Annotated in this window: 30 protein-coding genes; 14 read left to right on the forward strand and 16 right to left on the reverse strand. The window is 41.8% G+C overall.

The features are described from left to right. Window positions 1-120, forward strand: a 120-nt coding sequence (locus WC615_RS06780) for an NADH-quinone oxidoreductase subunit C (protein WP_372977400.1), incomplete at its 5' end; no start/stop codon positions are given. Between the two features lie 216 nt (window positions 121-336). Then, a complete protein-coding gene (locus WC615_RS06785) occupies window positions 337-1,464 on the forward strand; it encodes an NADH-quinone oxidoreductase subunit D (RefSeq protein WP_372977401.1) in 1,128 nt (375 codons plus the stop codon). A gap of 102 nt (window positions 1,465-1,566) precedes the next feature. Here WC615_RS06785 and WC615_RS06790 read toward each other — a convergent pair whose 3' ends face one another. The 3 genes from WC615_RS06790 to WC615_RS06800 form a co-directional block, all read right to left on the reverse strand. Beyond that, on the reverse strand, window positions 1,567-1,737 hold the full coding sequence (locus tag WC615_RS06790) for a hypothetical protein (RefSeq protein WP_372977361.1): 171 nt from the start codon (window positions 1,735-1,737) through the stop codon (window positions 1,567-1,569). Window positions 1,738-1,946: 209 nt separating this feature from the next. After that, window positions 1,947-3,050 (reverse strand): trypsin-like peptidase domain-containing protein, encoded by a 1,104-nt coding sequence (locus WC615_RS06795; RefSeq protein WP_372977362.1) that lies wholly within the window; start codon window positions 3,048-3,050, stop codon window positions 1,947-1,949. Between the two features lie 16 nt (window positions 3,051-3,066). Further along, window positions 3,067-3,633 carry an RNA polymerase sigma factor gene (locus WC615_RS06800; protein ID WP_191174368.1) on the reverse strand — a complete coding sequence of 189 codons (567 nt, stop codon included), beginning with the start codon at window positions 3,631-3,633 and terminating at the stop codon, window positions 3,067-3,069. Between the two features lie 247 nt (window positions 3,634-3,880). Here WC615_RS06800 and WC615_RS06805 point away from each other — a divergent pair, with 247 nt between their 5' ends. From WC615_RS06805 to WC615_RS06820, 4 genes are all read left to right on the forward strand, one after another. Then, complete coding sequence (locus WC615_RS06805) at window positions 3,881-4,084, forward strand: hypothetical protein (RefSeq protein WP_372977363.1); 204 nt, start codon at window positions 3,881-3,883, stop codon at window positions 4,082-4,084. Between the two features lie 87 nt (window positions 4,085-4,171). Then, window positions 4,172-4,378, forward strand: coding sequence for a hypothetical protein (locus tag WC615_RS06810; protein ID WP_372977364.1), 207 nt, complete (start codon window positions 4,172-4,174; stop codon window positions 4,376-4,378). A gap of 163 nt (window positions 4,379-4,541) precedes the next feature. Continuing rightward, window positions 4,542-4,748, forward strand: a complete 207-nt coding sequence (locus WC615_RS06815) for a hypothetical protein (protein WP_372977365.1) — start codon at window positions 4,542-4,544, stop codon at window positions 4,746-4,748. 117 nt (window positions 4,749-4,865) lie between these two features. Continuing rightward, window positions 4,866-5,303, forward strand: coding sequence for a hypothetical protein (locus tag WC615_RS06820; protein ID WP_372977366.1), 438 nt, complete (start codon window positions 4,866-4,868; stop codon window positions 5,301-5,303). Window positions 5,304-5,354: 51 nt separating this feature from the next. On the opposite strand, the gene WC615_RS06825 is transcribed toward WC615_RS06820, so the two are convergent. Together WC615_RS06825 and WC615_RS06830 are read right to left on the reverse strand one after the other, a co-directional pair. Beyond that, on the reverse strand, window positions 5,355-5,522 hold the full coding sequence (locus WC615_RS06825; protein WP_372977367.1) for a lipoprotein: 168 nt from the start codon (window positions 5,520-5,522) through the stop codon (window positions 5,355-5,357). A 57-nt stretch (window positions 5,523-5,579) separates the two neighbouring features. Further along, entirely contained in the window at window positions 5,580-5,717 is a 138-nt protein-coding gene (locus tag WC615_RS06830; protein WP_191174364.1) for a hypothetical protein, read from the reverse strand. Between the two features lie 229 nt (window positions 5,718-5,946). Here WC615_RS06830 and WC615_RS06835 point away from each other — a divergent pair, with 229 nt between their 5' ends. After that, window positions 5,947-7,452 carry an ATP-binding cassette domain-containing protein gene (locus WC615_RS06835; RefSeq protein WP_372977368.1) on the forward strand — a complete coding sequence of 502 codons (1,506 nt, stop codon included), beginning with the start codon at window positions 5,947-5,949 and terminating at the stop codon, window positions 7,450-7,452. Between the two features lie 3 nt (window positions 7,453-7,455). Here the strand turns inward: WC615_RS06835 and WC615_RS06840 are convergent, their stop codons facing one another. Then, a complete protein-coding gene (locus tag WC615_RS06840) occupies window positions 7,456-7,911 on the reverse strand; it encodes a hypothetical protein (RefSeq protein ID WP_372977369.1) in 456 nt (151 codons plus the stop codon). Between the two features lie 109 nt (window positions 7,912-8,020). Here WC615_RS06840 and mqnC point away from each other — a divergent pair, with 109 nt between their 5' ends. The 4 genes from mqnC (at window position 8,021) to WC615_RS06860 (ending at window position 11,382) form a co-directional block, all read left to right on the forward strand. Continuing rightward, on the forward strand, window positions 8,021-9,145 hold the full coding sequence (gene mqnC / locus WC615_RS06845; RefSeq protein WP_372977370.1) for a cyclic dehypoxanthinyl futalosine synthase: 1,125 nt from the start codon (window positions 8,021-8,023) through the stop codon (window positions 9,143-9,145). A gap of 130 nt (window positions 9,146-9,275) precedes the next feature. Next, window positions 9,276-9,836 carry an SMC-Scp complex subunit ScpB gene (gene scpB, locus WC615_RS06850; protein WP_372977371.1) on the forward strand — a complete coding sequence of 187 codons (561 nt, stop codon included), beginning with the start codon at window positions 9,276-9,278 and terminating at the stop codon, window positions 9,834-9,836. A 135-nt stretch (window positions 9,837-9,971) separates the two neighbouring features. Continuing rightward, window positions 9,972-10,169, forward strand: a complete 198-nt coding sequence (locus tag WC615_RS06855; RefSeq protein WP_067059277.1) for a hypothetical protein — start codon at window positions 9,972-9,974, stop codon at window positions 10,167-10,169. Window positions 10,170-10,251: 82 nt separating this feature from the next. After that, window positions 10,252-11,382 (forward strand): GNAT family N-acetyltransferase, encoded by a 1,131-nt coding sequence (locus tag WC615_RS06860; RefSeq protein WP_372977372.1) that lies wholly within the window; start codon window positions 10,252-10,254, stop codon window positions 11,380-11,382. A 20-nt stretch (window positions 11,383-11,402) separates the two neighbouring features. Here the strand turns inward: WC615_RS06860 and WC615_RS06865 are convergent, their stop codons facing one another. The 3 genes from WC615_RS06865 to WC615_RS06875 form a co-directional block, all read right to left on the reverse strand. Then, window positions 11,403-11,747, reverse strand: coding sequence for a helix-turn-helix domain-containing protein (locus tag WC615_RS06865; protein WP_067059274.1), 345 nt, complete (start codon window positions 11,745-11,747; stop codon window positions 11,403-11,405). Between the two features lie 82 nt (window positions 11,748-11,829). Next, entirely contained in the window at window positions 11,830-13,185 is a 1,356-nt protein-coding gene (gene murC / locus WC615_RS06870; RefSeq protein ID WP_372977373.1) for a UDP-N-acetylmuramate--L-alanine ligase, read from the reverse strand. Window positions 13,186-13,277: 92 nt separating this feature from the next. Beyond that, entirely contained in the window at window positions 13,278-14,132 is an 855-nt protein-coding gene (locus WC615_RS06875) for a universal stress protein (RefSeq protein ID WP_372977374.1), read from the reverse strand. Window positions 14,133-14,315: 183 nt separating this feature from the next. Here WC615_RS06875 and WC615_RS06880 point away from each other — a divergent pair, with 183 nt between their 5' ends. Then, the gene (locus tag WC615_RS06880) at window positions 14,316-14,720 is read left to right on the forward strand and encodes an Rrf2 family transcriptional regulator (protein WP_372977375.1); all 405 of its coding nucleotides are present in this window, start codon (window positions 14,316-14,318) and stop codon (window positions 14,718-14,720) included. Between the two features lie 55 nt (window positions 14,721-14,775). Further along, complete coding sequence (locus tag WC615_RS06885) at window positions 14,776-15,414, forward strand: NAD(P)-dependent oxidoreductase (protein ID WP_372977376.1); 639 nt, start codon at window positions 14,776-14,778, stop codon at window positions 15,412-15,414. 82 nt (window positions 15,415-15,496) lie between these two features. Here the strand turns inward: WC615_RS06885 and prmA are convergent, their stop codons facing one another. From prmA to mce, 7 genes are all read right to left on the reverse strand, one after another. Beyond that, window positions 15,497-16,333, reverse strand: coding sequence for a 50S ribosomal protein L11 methyltransferase (gene prmA, locus WC615_RS06890; RefSeq protein ID WP_372977377.1), 837 nt, complete (start codon window positions 16,331-16,333; stop codon window positions 15,497-15,499). Window positions 16,334-16,417: 84 nt separating this feature from the next. Then, window positions 16,418-17,182: a triose-phosphate isomerase gene (gene tpiA / locus WC615_RS06895; protein ID WP_372977378.1), complete on the reverse strand. Its 765-nt coding sequence runs from the start codon at window positions 17,180-17,182 to the stop codon at window positions 16,418-16,420. 30 nt (window positions 17,183-17,212) lie between these two features. Continuing rightward, window positions 17,213-18,394 (reverse strand): putative sugar nucleotidyl transferase, encoded by a 1,182-nt coding sequence (locus WC615_RS06900; protein WP_372977379.1) that lies wholly within the window; start codon window positions 18,392-18,394, stop codon window positions 17,213-17,215. Window positions 18,395-18,458: 64 nt separating this feature from the next. Then, on the reverse strand, window positions 18,459-18,707 hold the full coding sequence (locus tag WC615_RS06905; RefSeq protein WP_129875752.1) for a type B 50S ribosomal protein L31: 249 nt from the start codon (window positions 18,705-18,707) through the stop codon (window positions 18,459-18,461). Window positions 18,708-18,914: 207 nt separating this feature from the next. Further along, window positions 18,915-20,297 carry a right-handed parallel beta-helix repeat-containing protein gene (locus WC615_RS06910; RefSeq protein ID WP_372977380.1) on the reverse strand — a complete coding sequence of 461 codons (1,383 nt, stop codon included), beginning with the start codon at window positions 20,295-20,297 and terminating at the stop codon, window positions 18,915-18,917. Between the two features lie 364 nt (window positions 20,298-20,661). Next, complete coding sequence (locus tag WC615_RS06915; RefSeq protein WP_372977381.1) at window positions 20,662-21,120, reverse strand: hypothetical protein; 459 nt, start codon at window positions 21,118-21,120, stop codon at window positions 20,662-20,664. Window positions 21,121-21,373: 253 nt separating this feature from the next. Next, window positions 21,374-21,778, reverse strand: a complete 405-nt coding sequence (gene mce / locus WC615_RS06920) for a methylmalonyl-CoA epimerase (protein ID WP_372977382.1) — start codon at window positions 21,776-21,778, stop codon at window positions 21,374-21,376. Between the two features lie 100 nt (window positions 21,779-21,878). Between mce and WC615_RS06925 the strand changes: the two genes are divergently transcribed. Then, window positions 21,879-23,090, forward strand: coding sequence for an IscS subfamily cysteine desulfurase (locus WC615_RS06925; RefSeq protein WP_191174347.1), 1,212 nt, complete (start codon window positions 21,879-21,881; stop codon window positions 23,088-23,090). Window positions 23,091-23,177: the final 87 nt, after the last annotated feature.

Raw genomic sequence — 23,177 nt, forward strand, 5'->3', positions numbered from 1 at the left:
ATATTTTTTGAAGGCCACCCTGATCTGCGCAGGATTTTATTACCTGACGACTGGGAAGGGTTTCCGTTGCGTAAGGATTATAAGGCAGCGGAGTATTATAAAGGGATTAAAGTTGATTAATTTCGAGATAAAAAAAATGTCATTTCGAACGAGGTACGAGGAGAAATCTTATTCAAATGACAGGCGGTGAAATTGCATAATGAACAAGATTTCTCACTATCGTTCGAAATGACATGGTGGGTTAGACAAGGATAAAAGAATTTGGAAACACTTTCAAAATATAACGAAGCACTTGACCGCTATAATAAAAAGATAGCAGACGCTTCTGTGGTGGATATGGTGCTCAATATGGGGCCGCAGCATCCGTCAACCCACGGGGTTTTGCGGCTTGAGCTGATAACCGATGGCGAGATCGTAAAAGAGGTTATCCCGCATATTGGTTACCTGCACCGCTGTTTTGAAAAACACGCCGAATCGCTTACCTACCAGCAAACCATCCCGTTTACCGACAGGCTGGATTACCTCGCATCCATGAACAACAGCCATGCCTGGGTAATGGGTGTTGAAAAAATGCTGGGTATAGATAAAGATATCCCCAAACGTATTGAATACATCCGTGTGCTGGTTTGTGAGCTTAACCGCATTGCATCACACCTGATAGCTATTGGCACTTATGGCATCGATATAGGAGCATTTACGCCTTTCCTGTGGTGTTTCCGCGACCGTGAGCATATCATGGGCATGCTGGAGTGGGCTTCGGGCTCGCGCATGTTGTATAACTATATTTGGGTAGGTGGTTTATTCTATGACCTGCCTGTTGGTTTTGAAGAACGCTGCCGCGAATTTGTTGATTACTTTAAGCCAAAAATGGTGGAGCTTAACCAGCTGCTGACCGACAATCAGATCTTTATTAGCCGCACCGCCAACGTGGGCGTTTTGCCTATGGATGTGGCCATTAACTGCGGTTGCAGTGGCCCGGTATTGCGTGGCTCGGGTTTAAAATACGATCTGCGCCGTATAGACAATTACTCCGCTTACCCTGAATTGGAGTTTGACATCCCGGTAGGGAAAGGCCTGATGGGTACCGTTGGCGATTGCTGGGACCGTTACAAAGTACGTGTTGATGAGATCCAGGAATCGATAAAGATTGTAGAGCAATGCCTGGACAGGTTACAGAAAGAATTAAAACGTACCCCGGAGTTTGACCCGCGTGCCAAACTACCGCGTAAGCTAACCCCCAAAGTGCAGGATTACTACGCCCGCTGCGAAGGCGCAAAAGGCGAACTGGGATTTTACTTTATCCATAATAACGAACGCTCCGAGATCCCCTTCCGCTCAAAGGTGCGTGGCCCAAGCTTCAACAATTTATCTGTACTGCCCGAGCTTGGCAAAGGCGTTATGATAGCCGACCTGATAGCCATCATAGGCTCGCTTGATTTTGTATTGGGCGAGGTGGATAGGTAATAGAGAGTCAGGATATTTAGAGTCAAGACCTTTGTCATGGTGAGCCTGTCGAACCATTAGGAAGGCGCACAAGTCTTCGACAAGCGCAGACTGACAAACCCACTACTTCTCTTTCATCCATTTCAAAGCTGCAATTATCTTTTGGTCTTTGCTAAAATCACCAAAATTATCCCCGGCAATCACTTCCTTATCGGGCGGTACATTTTTATAATAGACCTTCCCGTTCCTGTCCGCTTCAGCAACCTGCGCAATAATAAACTTAACGCCATACATGCAGGCATTTTTTAAAACAGTTCCTTATATAATTTCCTATCCACCTTTATACGGGTGGTGTCCCATTTATATGTTTTACCATTATATAAAGCCATTCCATGAAAATCGCCTAACATCTGGTACATCAATAATACTGGTGGTTACTTATCAACCAAAAAAAAGGGAGGCAATTTCTTGCATCCCTCTTAGTTATATTAATTGTTGATTTTTTACTGATTATAAACCTTTACCATAAACACGTAATTACGCATTTTTTTGATCTGCTGTGTGCGGCTCAGGCTGGTTAAACTATTTTTGGTGTTAAGGATAAGCGATTTATTCAATGAATCGGCCGGGATGTTTTGAATAGCCTTTAGCAGGTAGTGTGATTTTACCGCGAATGCTGCACCCGATGTTTGGGTTTGCTTGCCGTTTATAACACCAATAACGTTTCCTTTATCATCCATTAAAGGGCCACCGCTGTTACCGGGGTTAACCGGGATAAACAATTCGTATTCGGTAGTATCGCCTTTAAAACCTGTTGCTGCGGTTAAAGAACCGGGGCCAAACTTAATATCATCGCCGGGGTAACCCAAAGTGTAAACTGTTTCACCCAAATCGCTTTTTGCTTTTTTAAAGCTGTATGGCACAGCACCAAGGTTTTTAAAAGCTGGGTCATTTATTTGTAGTATAGCAACATCATACTGTGGCTCGGTATAAACTACCCTGGTGTGGAATGATTCGCCGGCGGCGTTTTGTACGTAAACAGAATCGGCACCATTTACTACATGATAGTTGGTTACAATATAACCGTTACCTGTAAGCGCGAAGCCTGTACCTTTAAACTTAGCGTTAATGGCCGGGCCGGTGGTTTTACCGTCTTTAATTATTTTTTCAGTTTTATCATTAAGCTGGTCGGTTTTACCCTTTATCTGATCAACTTCGCGTTTTAACTGTAAGTATCTTGGATCTTTATTACTTAGCGACCCCGAGATAAACAAAGTAAGTAAAATAGCGATGATAGCTATAGAGGCGGCCACAGATATTTTTGAGTGATGGTGGCGCCACAGCTGCACTATCCATGACGGGTGCGCCATCAGGTCTTCTTTCAGCGTGTGTACATCAATTTCGTCGTGTATCTCATCAAGGCGGCTTTGCAGGCTTAAACGCTCGTTGTATTGCTTTAATAAAGCTGTAAACTCTTTATGCTCGGCAATTTTAGTATCTATTGTTGCATCCTTTTTACGTAATACATCAAACTGGGCGCGTTCCTCAACGGTCATTTCGCCGTTCAGGTAGCTCTCAATCATTTCTAAAAGTTGGTTCTCTCTCATGGTCTTACCCCTTTCGTTATTGCTGAAAAAATAATTTCTTCAGCCTTTGCAGGCATTTGTATTTCTGCGTTTTCGCGTTGTCAGCATTTGTGTAGCCAAACCGCTCGCATATATCCTGCATACTGCGGTTGTTCATATAAAAATCTTCCATAATGGTTTTACAGGGTTCGCCCAAAAGCTTCAATGCATCGCCCATTTTATTAAGCTGCATATCGCGTTCTTCGTGCTTTTCCACCTCATCCTCAACCGGAAGGTACTCCTGGAAATCTTTTATATCGCCACCATACCTGTTTAGTTGTTTAAGCCTTTTTAGCCATAAGCGCCTGCATATAGAATATATGTAGGTTTTTAATTTGCTGCTCAGCTCAAAATCGCCCCGTTTAACCTTATTATAAAGAACTATTATAGCTTCCTGGTAAATATCCTTGGCCTCGTCCTCGTCGCCGTTATTATTAACAACAAGTTGTAAGATCATGGGGAAATAACCCAGGTATAGCTTTTTTAAAACACTATCAGAATTATTGAGTATGCCAATGATGACTTCACTATCTGATGGTATTTCCACATTTAACTGATTATTCACTACTTAATACTTTTTATATGGAATTGTAACCCAACAATTTGATTTATTTTTTCACAGGCCAAATAACACTTAGCCAAAGCCGCAATATCGGGAAATATTTGGTAGGATATACGGCGTTACTTTCAACGCTTGCTATTGTATAACCTAAACGCTTTACTATCAAGCCACGATATGTTTTTATTTTTTTGCCGGGTTACCTTTTGTTGTTTGTGATCATTAATGATCACAAACAACAACAATTAAAAACATGAAAACTTCAATCAAAATTACATTCGTAGCTTTCGCTATCGCAATTACCGCAGCAGCCTGCGACCCTGCAAAAAAAACTACAACAGATCCTGCTGATAGCACCAAAACTGATTCGGCAACAGTAGCGGCTGACTCTACCAAAAAGGATACGGCCGTTGTTTCCCCTGTTGATAGCACTAAAAAAGACTCCGTAAAAAAATAATTTATTTTTTTGGGTTACCTTTTTGGATTCGCTGTATTAAGTACCAAATAAGAATAAAACAACTTACAAATAATTAAACAACACAAAATGAAAAATTCATTCAAAATCGCATTTTTAGCTCTAGCTATCGCTGTTTCTGCTGCTGCTTGTAAAGGTTCTGGTTCTGCATCTTCTGCTGATTCAGCTAAAGACACAACTGTTAAAGTTGATTCAACCGTTAAAGTTGATTCTACTGTTAAAGTTGACTCTACAGTTAAAACTGACACAACTAAAAAAGACACAACTAAAAAATAATTTAACCTAACCGGTTAAATATTAAAGAATTACATCGTTAATTTTTTAAGTTTTTTAATTTTTTTAAAAGGTAACCCACTTTTTTTTATAAAAAGTGGGTTACCTTTTTCTGTTTGTGGTATTAACACTTGAAAAACTATTAAATCACTTAAAAAAACAAAAAATGAAAAATTCTTTCAAAATCGCTTTCTTAGCTTTAGCTATCGCTGTTTCTGCTGCTGCTTGTAAAGGTTCTGGTTCATCTTCTGCTGCTGATTCAGCTAAAATGGATTCTGCTAAAATGGATTCTGCTGCTACCGACACAGCTGCTAAAATGGATACTACAGCTAAAATGGACACTACTAAAAAAGATACTGCTAAAAAAATGTAATATCTTTTTTGTTATAAAAAACGCCCCCGGTTTATACCAGGGGCGTTTTTTTGTGCCTTTTACCCCCGTTTAAAAACATTAGCGTAAAATTTTGTTTATTGCTGAAAGCATATCTACATGAAATACTCCGAATGGAACAACCTGAGCGACGAGGATAAAAAGAACACGCATTGGAAACATCACCCACGCATCCGCATAGCTACAATATTCAGTATCCTGTTCGCAGTTTTCTTTTTGGTGGTGATGCTGCGTGTATTACAAAACCGCCGCGTGCATGTTAACCGTAAACCAAATGCAAAAGAAGCCTTTACCATAGCTAAGGTTTTTGTTAACGACCGGCTAAAACAGCCCGGTACCGCAAACTTCCCGAAAAGCAAATTTGAATCGGATATTGATACGGCGCATAACAGCTACCGTATATCATCCTATGTTGACGCACAGGATAGCAGCGGAAAAACGATAAAATCGGCATGGCAAGTAAAACTCTCCTACACCGGCGGCGACTGGGCCGACAGAAAAAGCTGGAAATTGATAGAAGTAATGATCAGCAAATAAAAAAGCGCCTTCAGGGCGCTTTTTTATTTGATACGATATCGCCAAAAGCGGTTATGATCTGCCCCTGAAGGCAGAGATGATCCAAATGATGATAAGTATTACTACAATAACAGAAATGATGCCCACAGCCGCACCGGCTTTAAAAATTCCGCCGATAACTGAGCAACCGCTTAGCGCAACAACGGCCAAAGCGAACAATAATAAATTAATTTTTTTCATGGTAGATCATTGTAAGATTTATGATGTAAATCTTCTTACAACAATCAGACCTTTACCTTACATCAACAGATTTGAATCAGATTCTTCCGTTTCTGTGTTGTCATTTGGTAAAAATTGTACTGCAATCAATACAATAGAAATAGCCAACAGGCTCATCGGTACAAGGGCTTCAATAGCTACTAATAATAGTTCCATAGCAAATTATTTGGGGGGTAATAATTAATACTAAAAATTTAATTCGTCACCAGCTCAAATTCGCCATTTTTCATAGAGGTTCCCTAATCTAAAAATAGTTTTTTAATAATTCCAAGAAATGTTGATAAGTTAATAAAATTGTTACTTTGTGGATAAATCCCGACATTCCCGCCCTGAAAGCACAGCATACCTTAAAAATATCGTAGTGCTTCATAAAATTCACCCTTCTATGAATACGCCTTTAATAACACTTAATAATATCTCTGTAAGGTTTACAAACTCCACGTTATTTACCCAACTCTATTTTGAGATACGGCAGGGGCAAAATTGGGCCATTACCGGCAAAAGCGGCTCTGGCAAAAGTGTAATGCTGCAAGCCATTGCCGGTAATATTGGTATCAATGGTGGCAGCATAACCTATCATTTTATGGATGATGTTCATAAACAACATCCCCATGCTGACGAACTGCTCACTTTTCATCGCTTTATAGCATTCGCCGGTGCAAAGCATCATTTTAAAACCCTATCAAACACGGCCGATTTTTATTATCAGCAACGTTACAATTCGTCCGACTCGGAAGATACCCTTACCGTGCGCCAATATCTGCAATCGGTAAAGGTTAATACCCATACACCCGCTTACTGGACATTTGATAAAACTGTTGAAGCATTAAACCTAACAGCACTTTGCGATAAACAAACCATCAAGCTATCAAACGGCGAAACCAAACGCCTGATGATAGCCGCCGCGCTTTTAAAGAACCCCGCCATGCTGTTATTGGATAACCCCATGACCGGGCTTGATGTAGAAACCCGCAAAAGCTTTAATATACTTTTAAATGAGATCTCCGCATCGGGTATAAGTATTATAATGGCAACATCAGCGCATGAACTGCCCGATGTAGTAACGCATGTGGCAGTTTTAGATAAGGGCGCTATAAGCCAAAGCCTAACCAAAAAGGAGTTTGAACTAAGCGATCACTATATAATTGATAAAACCACCGTAGATGCCGATGCATTGAAGGCTTTGTTAAACACATCGGCCACACAGCATCATTACAACCAGATTGTGAGCATGACGGATGTACTGATCAAATACAGCGACAAGGTGATATTGAATAAAGTAAACTGGCAAATAAACCCCGGCGAACGCTGGGCCTTGCTTGGGCATAATGGCGCAGGCAAATCAACCTTGTTAAGTTTAATAAACGGCGATAACCCGCAGGCTTACGCCAACAACATTATACTGTTTGATAAAAAGCGCGGAACAGGCGAAAGCATATGGGATATAAAAAGCAAAATAGGCTTTGTATCGCCCGAACTTTACCAGTACTTCCCTACCGACAACTCCTGCCTGCAGGTAATAGAGAGCGGTTTTTATGATACCCTGGGCCTGTTTCGCCCAAGCAACAAAGCCAAAGCCGACCTGGCCCTTAGCTGGATGAAAGCTTTGGAGATTGACCAATATGCACGGCAGTTATTAAAAAACATCCCCGCCAGCGCACAGCGCCTTTGCCTGCTGGCACGGGCATTAATAAAGAACCCTGCCCTGCTCATATTTGACGAACCCTGCCAGGGCCTTGATGACCACCAGCAACAGCATTTTAAAAGCGTGGTAGATGCCATTTGCAGCATCAGCAATGTAACCCTGATATATGTTACCCACTACCAGCACGAAATACCGGATAGCGTGGACAGGGTTTTGAGATTAGATAAAGGGGAAGTGGTTTGTTAAAAACTAATTTGAAATAATGTAATAGATCTTTTTATTTTTTAATAACCTTACAATGTAAGCTCTTTGTATCTGTATTGCTACTAACTCATCACTAACTAATTCTGGAGGCTTAATAAACCAATCTGGCGCTCTATTTATATGTTTTTTTAATTGGCTTTCAAATAGAGAAATATTAATTCTTTTTGAGGCAGGGGAATTAAAAATTGAATCATAAAACTTATTATTTGTATAAGAATGTGTACCGAAAACCAAAAACGAGTCGAGATAAGAGTCGTTCTTTAAATCAAAAGCATCAATAGAAACAAGGTTACTAAACCAACCTTTATTTCGAAGATTTCTTCTGTTAAATTCATTAAAATTATCATAGCGCTGTTCGTAAACTTCGCGATTATGGTTATTGCTTGTACAAGAAAAAAATATCAAAATAGCTAACAGTGATAAGTAACTAATTTTCTTCATCTTATTAACAAGTTATATTACAAATATAGCATCTTAAACATTTGTCAACCAATTAACACCTTTCACCTTTAACCTTTCGCCTTTAAGCCGCCACTGCGTATATTTGTACATGAATACAGCCGAACTGTTACAGCGTGCTTTAGCTTTTGATTTTTTGAGCATTGATGAAGGGGTTTACCTTTATAACAATGCTTCTACGGCCGACCTGATGTACGTAGCCAACGAGTTGCGTAAAATTCAGGTTCCGCATGGCAAAGTTACCTGGCAGATAGACAGGAACGTGAACACCACCAACGTTTGTATAGCCAACTGTAAGTTCTGTAACTTCTTTCGTCGCCCGGGGCATGAGGATGCTTACATTACTGATATTGAGACCTACAAAAAGAAAATTGAAGAAACCTTTAAGTATGGCGGCGACCAGCTTTTATTACAAGGCGGCCACCACCCCGACTTAGGCCTTCAGTTCTATACCGACCTGTTCCGCGAGCTTAAACAACTGTACCCGAAGCTAAAACTACACTCATTAGGCCCGCCGGAAATAGCACACGTAGCTAAACTGGAAAGCATGAGCCATTACGATGTGTTGAAAGCGATGAAGGAATCTGGCCTTGATTCATTACCCGGTGCAGGTGCCGAGATATTGAACGACCGTGTACGCCGCCTGATATCAAAAGGCAAATGCGGTGGTAAAGAATGGCTGGATGTAATGCGCGCGGCGCACCAGTTAAACTTGCCTACATCGGCTACCATGATGTTTGGCCATATCGAAACCATTGAGGAACGCTTTGAACATCTGGTTTGGATCCGCGAGGTACAATCAGAAAAACCAGAAGGGCACCACGGCTTTGTAGCGTTTATTCCATGGCCTTTCCAGGACGATAGTACATTATTACGTAAATTACGCGGTATCACCAACAATGTTACCGGCGACGAGTATATCCGCATGATAGCCCTGAGCCGTATTATGCTGCCGAATATTAAAAACATCCAGGCATCGTGGTTAACGGTTGGCAAACAGGTGGCACAGCTTTGCCTGCACGCCGGTGCTAATGATTTTGGCTCTATCATGATTGAAGAGAACGTGGTATCTGCCGCTGGCGCCCCACACCGCTTTACAGCAAAAGGCATCCAGGATTCTATTAAAGAAGCTGGTTTTGAACCACAATTACGTACTCAAAAATACGATTGGCGCGATATACCTGCCGAAATTGAAGAGCAGGTAATTGATTATTAACCCCTTTTATATCCACGCGTCATTGTGGGGGTACGAAGCAATCTCACGACTTACATAGCCCCTTTGCATATCAGGAGATTGCTTCGTACCTCGCAATGACGGGCGTAGAAAAATTATATATTTGCACCTCATGGAAAACATTGAGCAATACATAGAGGCGCTTATTTTTGCATCTGAGCAGGGCATCCGTACCGAGGAGATCATTTATTGCCTGCAAGCCTCTTTTGAGCATGACTATACCACAGACGAAGTAACCAAACAGATAGATAACATTACCCGAAAATACCTGGACGATGCCTTTGCCATTGAGGTGGTGAAGATCAATAACGGGTACCAGTTCCTTACTAAAAAGAAATATCACACGGCCATTAGTTTGCTGCAATTGCAACGCTCTAAAAAGAAACTAAGCCAGGCAGCACTGGAAACCCTGGCTATTATTGCCTACAAACAACCCGTTACCAAAACAGATGTAGAGCAGATCCGCGGTGTAAACTGCGATTACTCGATACAAAAACTACTGGAAAAAGAGCTGATAGCCATTACCGGGAAGTCGGAAAGTGTTGGCAAACCCATATTATACGGCACAAGCGGCCTTTTTATGGACTATTTTGGCATAAATGACATTGCAGAACTACCACAGCTTAAAGAAATTACGGATAACAGTTCGGCAATTGGCGAACAATCTGAATAAATTGAAAAATGATTTTAATTAAAAATGATTTTAATTATTTTTACTGGTAAATAATGCTGATTATAGCGCAGCGAAACTAACGGCAAAAATATTAGGTTAACCGATATCAGTTTTAACGAATAAACATTTATTAAAATGGCAACTCCAAAAAAACCTTTGAACACCTCTACGAAAAAGACCAGCGATGAAGAGGATGACGACTTTGATGACGATCCGAAACCAGGTAAAAAGGTTGAAGATGACGATGACGATTTTGATGAGGACATTCCCCTGGATGATGACCTGGGTGGTTTTGACTCGTACGACCCTTATGATGACGAAGACGACGATTAATCAACTTAATTGTACCATATAACTTTAAAAGCATCCGGCAAACGCAGGGTGCTTTTTTCATATCAGCCCCTACCCGCCTGTGATGAATATTACCGAAGTAAAAAGCAAAACCGATAAAAAAGCTTTTTTAGATGTTGCCCGTACTATCTATAAGGATGACAACAACTGGGTATGCCCTTTGGATAATGACATTGAGGCTGTTTTTAATCCTGCTAAGAACAATTTCCACGCACATGGCAAGGTTAATCGCTGGATCTTAAAAAACGATACCGGGCGCTTAATTGGGCGTATAGCCGCTTTTGTGAATAATGAAAAGGCCTACAACTATGAACAACCTACCGGTGGCTGTGGCTTTTTTGAATGTATTGATGATAAACAAGCGGCTTACCTGCTGTTTAATACGGCAAAAAACTGGCTGCAGGCAAACGGTATGCAGGCAATGGATGGGCCTATAAACTTTGGCGAGAATGATAACTTTTGGGGATTACTGGTAGAGGGTTTTACGCCCCCATCCTACGGGATGAACTATAACCCGCCCTATTACAAAGCTTTTTTTGATGGATACGGTTTTGAGACCCAATACGAGCAGATCACCAATCACCTGGATGTGCACAAGCCTTTTTCGGAAAGGTTTACCAAAATAGCCAACTGGGTAATACAAAAGCCGGGATATACCTTTAAACACTTTAAATCATCACAGATAGAGCAATTTGCAGTCGATTTTATAGCGATATATAACGATGCCTGGCAAAATTTTGAAAATTTTGTGCCGATAAACCATGCCACCATACTGGAAAGCTTTGAGAAGATGAAGGCCATTATGGACGAAAACCTGATCTGGTTTGCCTATATAAATAATGAGCCGGCATCGTTCATCGTGATACTGCCAGATGCTAACCAGATGATAAAGCCGCTCAACGGCAAACTAAACCTGTTGGGCAAATTGATATTCCTTTACCGCAGGTGGAAAGGCGTAACACGGATGCGGGCGATAGTTATGGGCACCAAACAAAAGTTCCAGAAACATGGGCTGGAATCGTGCCTTTTCATTAAGCTAAAAGAATACGTATTGCCCCTAAAGCAATACGATGAGCTTGAGCTATCGTGGGTAGGCGATTTTAATGAGCAAATGCTTGCCATACACGCTGCTGTGGGTGCAACATTTGGCAAAAAACATCTAACAATGCGTTATATATTTAAAAAGCCCGGATAATTTATCCTGGCTTTTGAATATTATGCTGTTGCAGATTTTTTATGGCGTAATTCCTCAAAAAGCTCAATAACCTTTTTCTGCAGGTCAATAACCTCAGTTTCGCGGTCCATCAACTTCTTGTTAACATTCTCCAGCTCGCTGGCTATCTTTTGATCCTGCTCCACTTCGTTATAAGTAAGCAACTGAACAACAGACATTTCAAACAAAACAGCGATCTGCTCAAGGCGCGAAAGGTTTATATCTGTAATACCTGTTTCAATTTTAGAAAATGCAGGAATGGATATGTCTAAACGTTTAGCAACTTCTTCCTGGCTCCACCCCTTTTGGTGGCGTAATAACCGGATCTTTTTTCCAAGTGTTTTCATAAATAAAGTTAATTAGGTAAGGTTTCTCAATAGTTAATAAAGTTACAACTTTTTTGAATAACAAACTAATAATCAATAATTTTTATAGTAAATTATTTTTAAGTCCTATTAAATTAATTCCACCGAAATTACCCGAGCTCATCATCAGTAAATTACTATTGCTGATATTAATTGCTTCCAGGTATTTCAGCAGTTCTGCCGGTTCGTTAAAAAACAGCAAATTCTTATTCGCAAAGGCGTTTTTTACAGCCTCGGCGGGGTATGGTTCAATCTTTTTCTGCTCAAACGTTTTGCGGTCAATAAATACAATAGCTTCATCAGCCTTGTTCATTGTGCCTGCATATTCGTTTAAAAAATCTTTGTTCAGGCTACTAAAAGTATGTAACTCGATGCACGCAATCAGCTTCCTGTCAGGGAATTGCGCCTTAACTGCATCAATTGTAGCAGTTAGTTTTGATGGCGAATGCGCAAAATCTTTAAATATAGTAGCGTTGTCGTTTTTACCCACCACTTCCAATCTGCGGGCTGCACCTTTAAAAGTGGTTATGTACCGGTAAAAATCGTCGATGCCAATATCCAAACCTTCACATACCAAACGCGCTGCCTGCATATTTAGCAAGTTATGCTGGCCAAATACTTCCAGTTGGTACTTTTTACCATTGGCAATTATGCTGGTTACGCCATTATCAATAGTATATTCAGGTAAACTGTAAGGCAATTTTTCAATAGCAATATCAAGCCCCTCAACCATTTTGTTTAGCACCCCGTCGGTTTGGCTGTAAATAAGCTTGCCTTTTGGCTGTATGGTTTTGGCGAAGATCCTAAACTGATCTATATAATTATCAAACGTTGGGAACACGTTGATATGATCCCAGGCTATACCGCTTATTACACCAATATCTGCTTTGTAAATATGGAATTTGGGCCGCCTGTCAATAGGCGAAGCCAGGTACTCGTCGCCTTCAATGATCATAACAGGTGCATCATGTGTAAGGCCAACCATCGTCTCAAAACCGTCAAGCTGCGCACCTACCAGGTAATCAAACTTTTTACCTGCCTCCTGCAATACATGCAGTATCATGCTGGTAATAGTAGTTTTACCGTGGCTGCCACCTATAACCACCCGCAGCTTATCTTTTGATTGCTCGTAAATATAATCTGGGTAAGAGTAAATTTTGATGCCCAGTTCTTGTGCCTTTAACAATTCAGGGTTATCTATACGGGCATGCATCCCTAATATCACCGCGTCAAGTTCGGGTGTAATTTTTTCCGGGTACCATCCCTCATGCGCGGGTAAAATACCATACTTAGCCAGCCGCGAGGCCGATGGCTCAAACAGTACATCATCTGAACCGGTAACCTCAAATCCTTTTTTATGAAGAGCGATAGCCAGGTTGTGCATGGCGCTACCACCTATCGCTATAAAATGTACTTTCATTAATAAATATTAGTGCGGATATTATTTCGGCAAATTAACGTAAAAACGGCTGCTACAACAACTATTACTTCAATTATTTGTCGTATAAAGCATTATTTTAACAATAAAACAGGTACTGTTGAGTTTTTTGCCAATTGCTGCGATATGCTGTTATGCAATAACGCCTGCAGGAAACTATAAGTATGCGGCAATGCAATTACCATTTGTGCTTTATGCCCGGCTGCAAAATCAAGTATCCCTGTAATAATATCGGGGTTATTTATATAATAGTATTTGGGGTGAAATCCCTTCAGCATACCATGCAAGGCTCCTTCTTCGGCCAGTTGTTCCGCATCGGCAACGGCGTGTTTACCTGTTGCATCAACATTCACTACCTGTAATTTAATGGCTTGTTTACCCAGTAGCTTGTGCAGCACACCCAATGGTATGCTTTCTTTTACTTTTTTAAAATCGCAGGCTAAAACGGCATTATCAATTAAGCTATACCGGTAATCAGGCGGCACAACCATTACCGGAACAACGCTTGCTTTTGATACTTTTATCACGTGGTCGCCTATACCAACGGTACCTTCGCGCACTGTACTGTTGCCAATACTCCCCAAAAACACCATATCCACTTTTTCATCAGCAATAACATCAACCACGGCACGCAGCAGGTGCGACAGGTTTAAACGTACTTTTATCTCAACCCCCTCTCTTACCTTCTTAGCTAATTTGCGTTTTAATTTTTCCAGTTGGGCAATACGGTCGGCAGCGTTTTCTTCTATATCCTGCGGTCGCAACATTACCATATCCGGGTTGGGGAGCATGGTTTCATAAGGGGAAATGTAATAAGCGTTCATCAGGATAATAGTTTCTACATCACTTTGATGGCTGAGTTGAGCGGCGAAATCGGCGGCGTTGAAAGCGGCGTCAGAAAAATCGACAGGTACGAGATAGGTTTTCATATTGACGAGATTAGATATCTTTTGACCAAAATGGTCTAAAAGTTAGTATGCGCAAATTTAAAGATGAATAATTATTGGTTTGTCAGGGTGGCTTCATATTTATAAACACACAAAAATATGTTTTGACTTAATACAAAACATATCTACATTTGTACTGTAATAAAAAACATTACAATTAAATAAATGAACGGAAGGTTCCCCATAGAGATGCATATCATGACCCTGCTTTGTACAGCCGACGACTACTTATCGTCAGACTATATGGCGGGCAGCATTAACGTGAACCCCGTTTTGGTACGTAAGGAATTGAGCAACCTTATTAAACACCAGCTGATAACAAGCCGCGAGGGCAAAAACGGAGGTTATACATTAAGCAAGCCAGCTACCAGTATAAGCCTGGCAAGTATTTATCAGTCGATTAAACAAGGTAATGTTTTGGGGCAGGCTAAAAACCAGCCCAACCCTGCCTGCCCAATTGGCAAACAGATAAATAATCACTTAAAAGATCTGGATAACGAAATTGAACAAGCCATGCTGAATAAATTAGGTACAACAAATCTGGCCGAGTTCTGTAATAAGTTTGATTAAAAAAATTTAGAACAAACTGTAACAAATTAAATTACATTATAAAACAAACAACATTATGAAAATAGCAATAATAGGCGCAACAGGCTTTGTAGGCCCCGCGCTTGTAGCAGAAGGCTTATCGCGCGGATACGAGATAACCGCCATTGCCCGTAATACTGATAAAGTAGAAAAAGCCGCCGGTGTAACAGCCGTAGCTGTAGATGTTAATGATGTAGATGCACTGGCCTCGGCATTATCAGGCCATGATGCCGTGATCAGCTCGTTTAACGCAGGCTGGACTAACCCTAACCTGTACGATGATTTCCTTAACGGATCAAAGAACATACAGCAAGCTACCAAAAAGGCCGGTGTAAAGCGTTACATCACTATTGGCGGTGCAGGCAGTTTGTTTATTGATGGCAAACAACTGGTAGATGGGCCACATTTCCCGAAAGAATATTACCCGGGTGCATCATCAGCGCGCGATTATTTAACAGAGTTACGTAAAGAGAATGAATTAGACTGGACTTTTGTAAGCCCGGCCATTAACCTGCACCCCGGCGAACGCACAAACAAGTTCCGCTTGGGTACCGAAAGCCCGGTGTTTAATGTTGAAGGTAAGAGCGACATTAGCACCGCCGACCTTGCTGTAGCTATATTTAATGAATTGGAGAATAACCAGTTTGTAAAGGCCAGGTTTACGTTAGGCTACTAAATGTAGAGACGCGACACTTCGCGTCTTAATGATTATGCTTAAACAAAAAGAGACGCGAAGTATCGCGTCTCTACATTATTTTTTACAGGACGAATTTTGCTACCACCCATTCTTTATCTTTTTTGTGGGTGATGTATTTGAGGTTGTGTTTCGCGGCTTCTTCGGTGATGATATCCAGATCGGGCGATTCATAGAAACCGCTGAAATAGATCTCGCCGCCGGGTTTTAAAACTTCGGCGTAACGCGCCATCTGGTCGAGCAGGATATTGCGGTTGATATTGGCCAGTATAATATCGTACTGCTCATCAGGGATAACCTCTTTAGATCCGCAAAGGGCTTTGATGTTATTGATATTGTTTAATGCTGAGTTTTCGATAGTGCTTTCATAGCATACCACATCGTAATCAATAGCGGTAATATCCGTAGCGCCAAGCTTGGCAGCCAGTATAGCCAGGATGCCTGTCCCGCAGCCCATATCAAGCACTTTTTTGCCGGCAAAATCATTCTCCAGCATCAGGCCCATCATCATGGCAGTGGTTTGGTGGTGACCTGTACCAAAGGCCATTTTAGGGTCGATAACAATCTCGTACGGAAACTCCGGCTTTGGCGCATGGAATGTTGCCCGTACAAAAACCTGGTCGCTTATCTGTATGGGCTCAAAGTTGCTTTCCCATACCTCATTCCAGTTTTTCTGTGGGATAAGGGTAACTTCATAGCTAAAGCTGAACATTTCGCGGTAAGCGGCCAATGTTTCATCCAGCAGTTCCCGGTTAAAATCATCCACCGGGATATAGGCCTTAAAGCCAAGGTCAACCTCTTCAAAAGTATCAAAACCAACCTCGCCTAAAGCACCTATCAGCAGGTCCTGCTGGTAATCTTCGGTAGTAATAGTGGTGAAGAGTAATTCGTAGTAATTCATGGAATAGTATCAAGTATTGAGTATCAAGTAGCAAGACTAAACCGGCATCTTGATACCTGATACTTGCTACTTGATACTAAAAGACTAATTGAACGCCTTTACGATATCTGTAAAGTCGCGTGATTTTAGGGAAGCACCACCGATAAGGCCACCATCAATGTCTGCACATGCAAAAAGCTCGGCAGCATTTTTAGGGTTACAGCTACCGCCGTAAAGTATGGTGGTATCGTCAGCAACCTGCTGGCTGTATTTTGCAGCTAATTCCTTGCGGATAAAAGCGTGAATTTCCTGCGCCTGGTCTGATGTTGCAGTAACACCTGTACCAATAGCCCAAACCGGCTCGTAAGCCAATACTATCTGGCTAAATTTATCAGCATCTAAATGGAAAACACCTTCAACTAATTGGCTTTTAATGATATCAAAATGCTCGTTAGCTTCGCGCTGCTGTAAGGTTTCGCCAATACAGAAAATCGGTTTTAAACCGTTAGCCAAAGCTGTATCGGTTTTTTTAGCTAAAAGCTCGTTGCTCTCGCCAAAATACTGGCGGCGTTCCGAGTGGCCTAAAATAACGTACTCGGCACCGGTAGATTTTACCTGTTTTGCAGAAACCTCGCCTGTATAAGCACCGCTTTCGGCCTGGTGAGCGTTTTGCGCACCTACCGATACGTTAGTATAACCTTTAGCCAAAGCTGCCAGGCTGTGTAAATGAATAAACGGGCTGCAAACCACTACCTGCTGGTTACCGGTTGCTTCGTCTTTTACCATGTTTATCACTTCCGAGAATAAACCAAGTCCCTCGTTATAATCAAGGTTCATTTTCCAGTTTCCGGCTACAATTTTTTTTCTCATTTCTTTATTATGTTGATTGTGTTAGATTCTTTATCTTCTAAATGGCTTCGTCAGTTCATAAACTTCGGTAAGGATAGCCTTTTCCGCATCATCAAACTTGCGGTGCGGGCGGCGTGCAATCGCTTTTTCGGTGGTTTCCATCATTTTGTTAAAACCATACTCCACAAAGCCATCTGCCCCTCCCCACGAAAAATCGGGAATATAATTTGGCGGGTATCCACCACCAAAAACGTTGGCGCTAACCCCTACCACACTGCCGGTGTTAAACATAGTGTTAATGCCGCATTTGGCATGGTCGGCCATAATAAGGCCGCAAAACTGCAGGCCGGTATTGCGCATGGTTTGGCTTGGGTAATCCCAAAGCTTTACCTCGCCGTAGTTATTTTTCAGGTTTGAGTTATTGGTATCGGCACCCAGGTTACACCACTCGCCTACCACGGCATTACCCAGGTAACCTTCGTGGCCTTTTGATGAGTAGCCCCAAACAACGGCGTTGTTTACCTCGCCACCTATACGGCAGTAAGGGCCTATGGTAGTAGCCCCATAAATTTTGGTGCCCATTTTTATCTGCGAGTACTCGCACAAGGCAAAGGGGCCGCGTACGTTGGTACCTTCCCAAACTTCGGTATTGGCTGCTAAATAGATAGGGCCGTTGATGCTGCTAAAGCTGCAGCACTCGGCCTGTGCGCCTTCTTCCGCAAAAAAGTCGGTGCCTATAATGGTATTGGTGCTGCTTATTTTGGCGCTTTTACGGCCTTTGGTAAGCAGTTTAAAATCCTTACGAAGTTCTGTGTCATTCTTCCTGAAAATATCCTCAGGGTGGGTTAAAATAACCAGTTCGTTATTATAAGCTGTTTCGTTAGAGTATTTTGCAAACGGATCAAAGTTTGCTGCATACACATCATTTAGCTTTACAGCTATTAAGGTGTTGTTATACCGTAATGCCTCGCCGCTTTTCAAGTTATTTACCGCTTCAACCACAGCTTCATCCGGGCAAACAGAACCATTGATGAAAATATTATCATCATGGATAGTTAGCGGGAACTTGGCTTGCAGGTAAGCTTCGGTTAAAAAAGAAAAATCGCTGTTTAAATATTTAGCCCATTTTTCGGCGATGGTAAGGATACCTATTCGCAGATCGGCAACCGGGCGGGTATATGTTAAAGGCAGAAGGGTATTACGAGCGTTATCGTCAAAAAGGATGATTGCCATGGGCCAAAAATAAAAAAAGTCCCCCGGTTTGCGGGGAACTTGTAAATATTTATTGAAAAAACACTTAGCTTCTGTTGTAACGGGTACGGAACTTGTCTATACGTCCGGCTGTATCAACTAACTTCATTTTACCTGTGTAGAACGGGTGTGAAGTGTGTGAAATTTCTAATTTGATCAATGGATATTCGTTGCCATCTTCCCATTTTACGGTTTCGCGGCTTTCGATACATGATTTAGTTATGAAAGAGTAGTCGTTTGACATGTCTTTGAAAACAACTAACCTATAATTTGATGGATGCAGATCTTTTTTCATTGCTATTGTATACTTTTCTTCCTTATAAAAGAGGTGCAAATATACAAATACTTTTTAAAAGTAGAAATGGGTAGATAAAAAGTTTTTAACAGTGTGTGGAGAGGTTTTATTTGGCAATTTATATCCTATAAGATAAGGAGATGCAAAGTATCGCGTATATACGGATTGTGTTAATGTAGAGACACGGTACTTCACGCCTTTCCCCCATTAATACTCCGTTGCACCAATATCAAAAGCAATACCCGAGGGGCGTGTTTTACCGTAATAATCAATCCCCACGCCGTACAATAGAACATTAGCCCCTGCATTAATAAGCGGCGATGATGACAACAAATGAAAATCATCGGCAGTATAATTGGCGAATTTTAAGGCAGTGATATCGTTACCCGTATAATTGTTTGAAGCAGTAAGCTTAACACCATTGCTTATTTTGTGTATAGCCACACCCGAGCCCGACTTTACAATCACATTATTAATAACCGTATTCATCGGGATGGTTTCGGAGTTCATTTTGATGCCATCGGCAGCAGAAGCGATGATGGTGTTATTGATAAACTGGAAGTTTGGCCCCGGGGTGTACCTCGAATCGGCAAAAATACCGTTAGCGCCCGAATTGAGGATAAAGTTATTAAACACCTGGTTATCGCCAAGGCCAAGTACAATAATGCCGTTACCCGGTGCATTTTTAATGAGGTTATTATAACATTTACCACCTGCACCTTCCCCTATCTGGATGCCGTTGTTTTGCCCGTTTGCAAAAGGCGACAAGCCCGGCGAGGTAACCGTGTTATTATAAACCTCGCAGCCTGCAATGGCGCTACCCACCTGGATGCCCTCACAACCGGCCGAATCGATGCGGTTGTTATATATCTTAACATTAATTACATCATGAGGTAAAACCCTACCGCATGATAGCGAACTACCACTCGCGTAAAAAGAGTTCCCAACATAAAACCCTTCGCCACCTGTTTTGTGGACGTAGTTATTATGCAAACTTACGTTCCGCATAGTAAAATGACCGCGCTGGGTTGCCACATCGCAGGTTGGGTCTGTTTTTGCCATAATTCCCGCGAAGCCGCTATTACGCACCTCCACGTTCGAGATCTCGAAATCCGAGCTCAGGTCGTCCATCGTCATCCCGATGTTACCCCCGTTTACATTAAACCCGTAGGTAATGCCCGGCACCCCATTGCCCAATATTTTAAAATACTGGCAGTTTTGCGTTTTAAACGCGTATGATGCGGTTGTGGCTGTAGTAAAAGTTACTTTACCGCCTTTATTAATTATGATAATGGGTTTTGCTGCCGTACCTTTTAAATTTTTAAGCAGCAAAGCGCCCCGTGTACCTGCGGGGATGCATATTACAGAACCGGCCGGGATGGTAGCTCCGTCAACAAACCAATCGGTAGTTTTAACGGTATAGGTGCAGCCGGTGGTTGCTTCGGTATTGTTACCCGGAAGTTCAGCACTATTATCCGGATTGGGGCTTACCGGTTTTTCAACAGGCGTTACCGTTTTGGTACACATCACAAACGATGATATAACCAGTATACCTGCCAGGTAGCGCATTAAGTAATTTTTAATTTTCATTTATAATTTCAAAGCGGGCTTTAAATGCTACAAAACTAATTATTATACGGTACTTATTGTGTTATTGTTGCCTCGGCTACCGCAAGCGTGAAAAAAAGGATGTCATGGTGAGCTTGTCGAACCATTTGGCAGCTTTGAAGGCGTCTAAGTCTTCGACTGGCTCAGACTGACAAACCTGCTACCGCAAGCGTGTGAAATTAAACTTCTGCTACCGCAAGCGTCCCGCTTGTGGATTTAGGACAGCTCAAACCTTGCATCGTATACTGCAACGGTTTACCAGGCATGCGGCCACAAGCGGGACGCTTGCGGTAGCGTGAGTGGGCCTTAACCACAGGCCGGTATCTGCTGCAATCCCTACGTTGAGCTACTTTTTTTCATAGACCATCCCCTGGCAACTGTCCGGATCGCCTATACCAAGCAAAATAAAGATTTTAGCATTTTTCTTAAACAATAACTCTCCCGTTTGCAATCCCTCCAATTCTAAAATACATCCCTGTTTATTGCAATCAAAGCTCCAACGCCCGGTTTTATCAAAATAAGCCATATTTGAATTGCCGAGATCATTCAATAGCCAATCGGGTGCATCAATTAATCTATAAGTTTTATCACCTTTTAATTCCAAAATACTATTGGTTATATTTTGATATTTACCTTCATACTGCATCATTTTTTTTGAGTGCGGGGTCAAAACATATTTTCCAATCACATCGGCCGAATTGAGTTTTTCAACTTTATTGTACCCCATTTCCCACACACAAAACAGCGGATGGCAACTTGCCAAAAACAAGGCCAATAGTATTAATAGGTATATATTTCTTTTCATTTCTGCTCCCCGCAGTCGCTCAGCTCCAGCCGGGTGACGTCTATTCGGCGGCCTCTTACCGCCGTAAATTTAACTTATGCGGCCAGAGGCCTTATAATAATGGTCACTCCGCTGGAGCCGAGCGACTGCAAAAATAATTTCCAATCCTTTGCGAGAAGCAAACTCTTTAACCAATTCGTTTATGCAAAGTGTACAACTATCCTAAAGGGTTGCAAAAAGAAGCTTCCTGGCTCTTGATTCTTTCCTCTTGACTCTATTTATTAACACTCTGGCACAACTCAATCAACACACCGTTCGTCCCCTTCGGGTGCACAAAACAAACCAGTTTGTTATCTGCGCCTTGCTTGGGCTCTTCATTCAGCAAAATAAATCCTTCAGCTTTTAAGCGGGCCATTTCGGCTTTAATATCGGTAACTTCAAAGGCAATATGGTGCATTCCTTCGCCGTGTTTTTCAATAAACTTAGCTATAGGGCTATCAGCGCTGGTAGCCTCCAGCAGTTCAATTTTATTGGGGCCACTTTGCAAAAAGGCTGTTTTAACCCCTTCAGAGGCTACTTCCTCTATCTTATAAACAGATGTGCCGAGCAATTTTTCATAAACAGTGCCCGCTTGCTTAACACTGTTAACCGCTATACCTATATGCTCTATCTTATTCATGTCCAAATATTGTAAATTAATAGCATCCAAATGCAATTTATAGCGGGTTACTGATGTAAAAGTAAAACTTTGCGTATATTTGTATTGTTAATTTTTAATCATGAATATCCCAATTTATTTAGATAATAACGCTACAACACCCATGGACCCAAGGGTATTGGAGGCTATGCTGCCTTACTTTAACGAAAAGTTTGGTAATGCTGCAAGCCGTAACCATCCGTTTGGATGGGTAGCTGAAGAAGGCGTTGACTACGCACGTGAGCAGGTTGCAAAACTGATCGGTGCTACCGAAAAAGAGATCATCTTTACATCGGGCGCTACCGAGTCTGACAACCTGGCTATCAAAGGCGTGTTTGAAATGTATAAAGAAAAAGGCAATCATATTATCACAGCCGTTACCGAACATAAAGCTGTTTTAGATGCCTGCAAGCACGTTGAAAAATTGGGCGGCCGCGTTACCTACCTTCCCGTTAAAGAAGACGGCTTGGTTGACCTTGAAGTACTTGAAGCTGCTATGACACCCGAAACCATCCTGGTATCTATCATGTATGGTAATAACGAGATTGGTGTTATACAACCTATAAAAGAAATTGCTGCTATAGCACATAAATACGGCGCCTTATTCATGACTGATGCTACACAGGCTGTTGGTAAAATACCTGTTAATGTAATTGCAGACGGTATTGACCTTTTAGCTTTATCGGCACATAAAATGTACGGCCCTAAAGGTGTTGGTGCTTTATACGTACGCCGTAAAGGCCCGCGTGTTAAGGTTACCGCGCAAATGGACGGTGGCGGCCACGAACGCGGTATGCGCTCTGGCACGTTGAACGTACCGGGTATTGTTGGCCTGGGTAAAGCTTGCGAAATTGCAGGTTTAGAAATGGAAAGCGAAGCTATCCGTTTATCAGCCCTGCGCGATAAACTGGAGAAAGCATTAACCGTATTAGAAGAAAGCTACGTGAATGGTAATGTAGAACACCGCTTACCACATGTTGCCAATATATCATTCAAATATGTTGAGGGCGAAGGTTTGATGATGGCCATGAAAGATCTGGCTGTATCATCAGGTTCAGCTTGTACATCGGCATCATTAGAGCCATCTTACGTTTTAAAAAGCTTAGGATTATCTGATGACCTGGCACACTCATCAATACGTTTTGGCCTTGGCCGCTTTACTACCGAAGAGGAAGTTGATTACGCTGTTGAAGTAACCAAAACAGCGGTTACCAACCTACGCAACATGTCGCCACTTTGGGAAATGTTTAAAGAAGGCATCGACCTTGACTCGATTGAGTGGGCAGAACACTAATATAGATGTGCAAATATGCAGATGTGCGAATGTGCAGATGCTTAATTATAAACAAAACATAAAAGTACGAAGGCTTTTGACTTTTTA

Source organism: Mucilaginibacter sp. (genome assembly GCF_041663085.1).
In the GTDB taxonomy this organism is placed as follows: Bacteria; Bacteroidota; Bacteroidia; order Sphingobacteriales; family Sphingobacteriaceae; genus Mucilaginibacter.

Excerpts from the sequence above, each read along its gene's own strand:
- WC615_RS06785 (WP_372977401.1), top strand. The coding sequence starts at position 337 with ATGGTGCTCAATATGGGGCCGCAGCATCCGTCAACCCACGGGGTTTTG.
- WC615_RS06790 (WP_372977361.1), bottom strand. The coding sequence starts at position 1,737 with ATGTATGGCGTTAAGTTTATTATTGCGCAGGTTGCTGAAGCGGACAGG.
- WC615_RS06795 (WP_372977362.1), bottom strand. The coding sequence starts at position 3,050 with ATGAGAGAGAACCAACTTTTAGAAATGATTGAGAGCTACCTGAACGGC.
- WC615_RS06805 (WP_372977363.1), top strand. The coding sequence starts at position 3,881 with ATGAAAACTTCAATCAAAATTACATTCGTAGCTTTCGCTATCGCAATT.
- WC615_RS06810 (WP_372977364.1), top strand. The coding sequence starts at position 4,172 with ATGAAAAATTCATTCAAAATCGCATTTTTAGCTCTAGCTATCGCTGTT.
- WC615_RS06815 (WP_372977365.1), top strand. The coding sequence starts at position 4,542 with ATGAAAAATTCTTTCAAAATCGCTTTCTTAGCTTTAGCTATCGCTGTT.
- WC615_RS06820 (WP_372977366.1), top strand. The coding sequence starts at position 4,866 with ATGAAATACTCCGAATGGAACAACCTGAGCGACGAGGATAAAAAGAAC.
- WC615_RS06825 (WP_372977367.1), bottom strand. The coding sequence starts at position 5,522 with ATGAAAAAAATTAATTTATTATTGTTCGCTTTGGCCGTTGTTGCGCTA.
- WC615_RS06830 (WP_191174364.1), bottom strand. The coding sequence starts at position 5,717 with ATGGAACTATTATTAGTAGCTATTGAAGCCCTTGTACCGATGAGCCTG.
- WC615_RS06835 (WP_372977368.1), top strand. The coding sequence starts at position 5,947 with ATGAATACGCCTTTAATAACACTTAATAATATCTCTGTAAGGTTTACA.
- WC615_RS06840 (WP_372977369.1), bottom strand. The coding sequence starts at position 7,911 with ATGAAGAAAATTAGTTACTTATCACTGTTAGCTATTTTGATATTTTTT.
- mqnC (WP_372977370.1), top strand. The coding sequence starts at position 8,021 with ATGAATACAGCCGAACTGTTACAGCGTGCTTTAGCTTTTGATTTTTTG.
- scpB (WP_372977371.1), top strand. The coding sequence starts at position 9,276 with ATGGAAAACATTGAGCAATACATAGAGGCGCTTATTTTTGCATCTGAG.
- WC615_RS06855 (WP_067059277.1), top strand. The coding sequence starts at position 9,972 with ATGGCAACTCCAAAAAAACCTTTGAACACCTCTACGAAAAAGACCAGC.
- WC615_RS06860 (WP_372977372.1), top strand. The coding sequence starts at position 10,252 with ATGAATATTACCGAAGTAAAAAGCAAAACCGATAAAAAAGCTTTTTTA.
- WC615_RS06865 (WP_067059274.1), bottom strand. The coding sequence starts at position 11,747 with ATGAAAACACTTGGAAAAAAGATCCGGTTATTACGCCACCAAAAGGGG.
- murC (WP_372977373.1), bottom strand. The coding sequence starts at position 13,185 with ATGAAAGTACATTTTATAGCGATAGGTGGTAGCGCCATGCACAACCTG.
- WC615_RS06875 (WP_372977374.1), bottom strand. The coding sequence starts at position 14,132 with ATGAAAACCTATCTCGTACCTGTCGATTTTTCTGACGCCGCTTTCAAC.
- WC615_RS06880 (WP_372977375.1), top strand. The coding sequence starts at position 14,316 with ATGAACGGAAGGTTCCCCATAGAGATGCATATCATGACCCTGCTTTGT.
- WC615_RS06885 (WP_372977376.1), top strand. The coding sequence starts at position 14,776 with ATGAAAATAGCAATAATAGGCGCAACAGGCTTTGTAGGCCCCGCGCTT.
- prmA (WP_372977377.1), bottom strand. The coding sequence starts at position 16,333 with ATGAATTACTACGAATTACTCTTCACCACTATTACTACCGAAGATTAC.
- tpiA (WP_372977378.1), bottom strand. The coding sequence starts at position 17,182 with ATGAGAAAAAAAATTGTAGCCGGAAACTGGAAAATGAACCTTGATTAT.
- WC615_RS06900 (WP_372977379.1), bottom strand. The coding sequence starts at position 18,394 with ATGGCAATCATCCTTTTTGACGATAACGCTCGTAATACCCTTCTGCCT.
- WC615_RS06905 (WP_129875752.1), bottom strand. The coding sequence starts at position 18,707 with ATGAAAAAAGATCTGCATCCATCAAATTATAGGTTAGTTGTTTTCAAA.
- WC615_RS06910 (WP_372977380.1), bottom strand. The coding sequence starts at position 20,297 with ATGAAAATTAAAAATTACTTAATGCGCTACCTGGCAGGTATACTGGTT.
- WC615_RS06915 (WP_372977381.1), bottom strand. The coding sequence starts at position 21,120 with ATGAAAAGAAATATATACCTATTAATACTATTGGCCTTGTTTTTGGCA.
- mce (WP_372977382.1), bottom strand. The coding sequence starts at position 21,778 with ATGAATAAGATAGAGCATATAGGTATAGCGGTTAACAGTGTTAAGCAA.
- WC615_RS06925 (WP_191174347.1), top strand. The coding sequence starts at position 21,879 with ATGAATATCCCAATTTATTTAGATAATAACGCTACAACACCCATGGAC.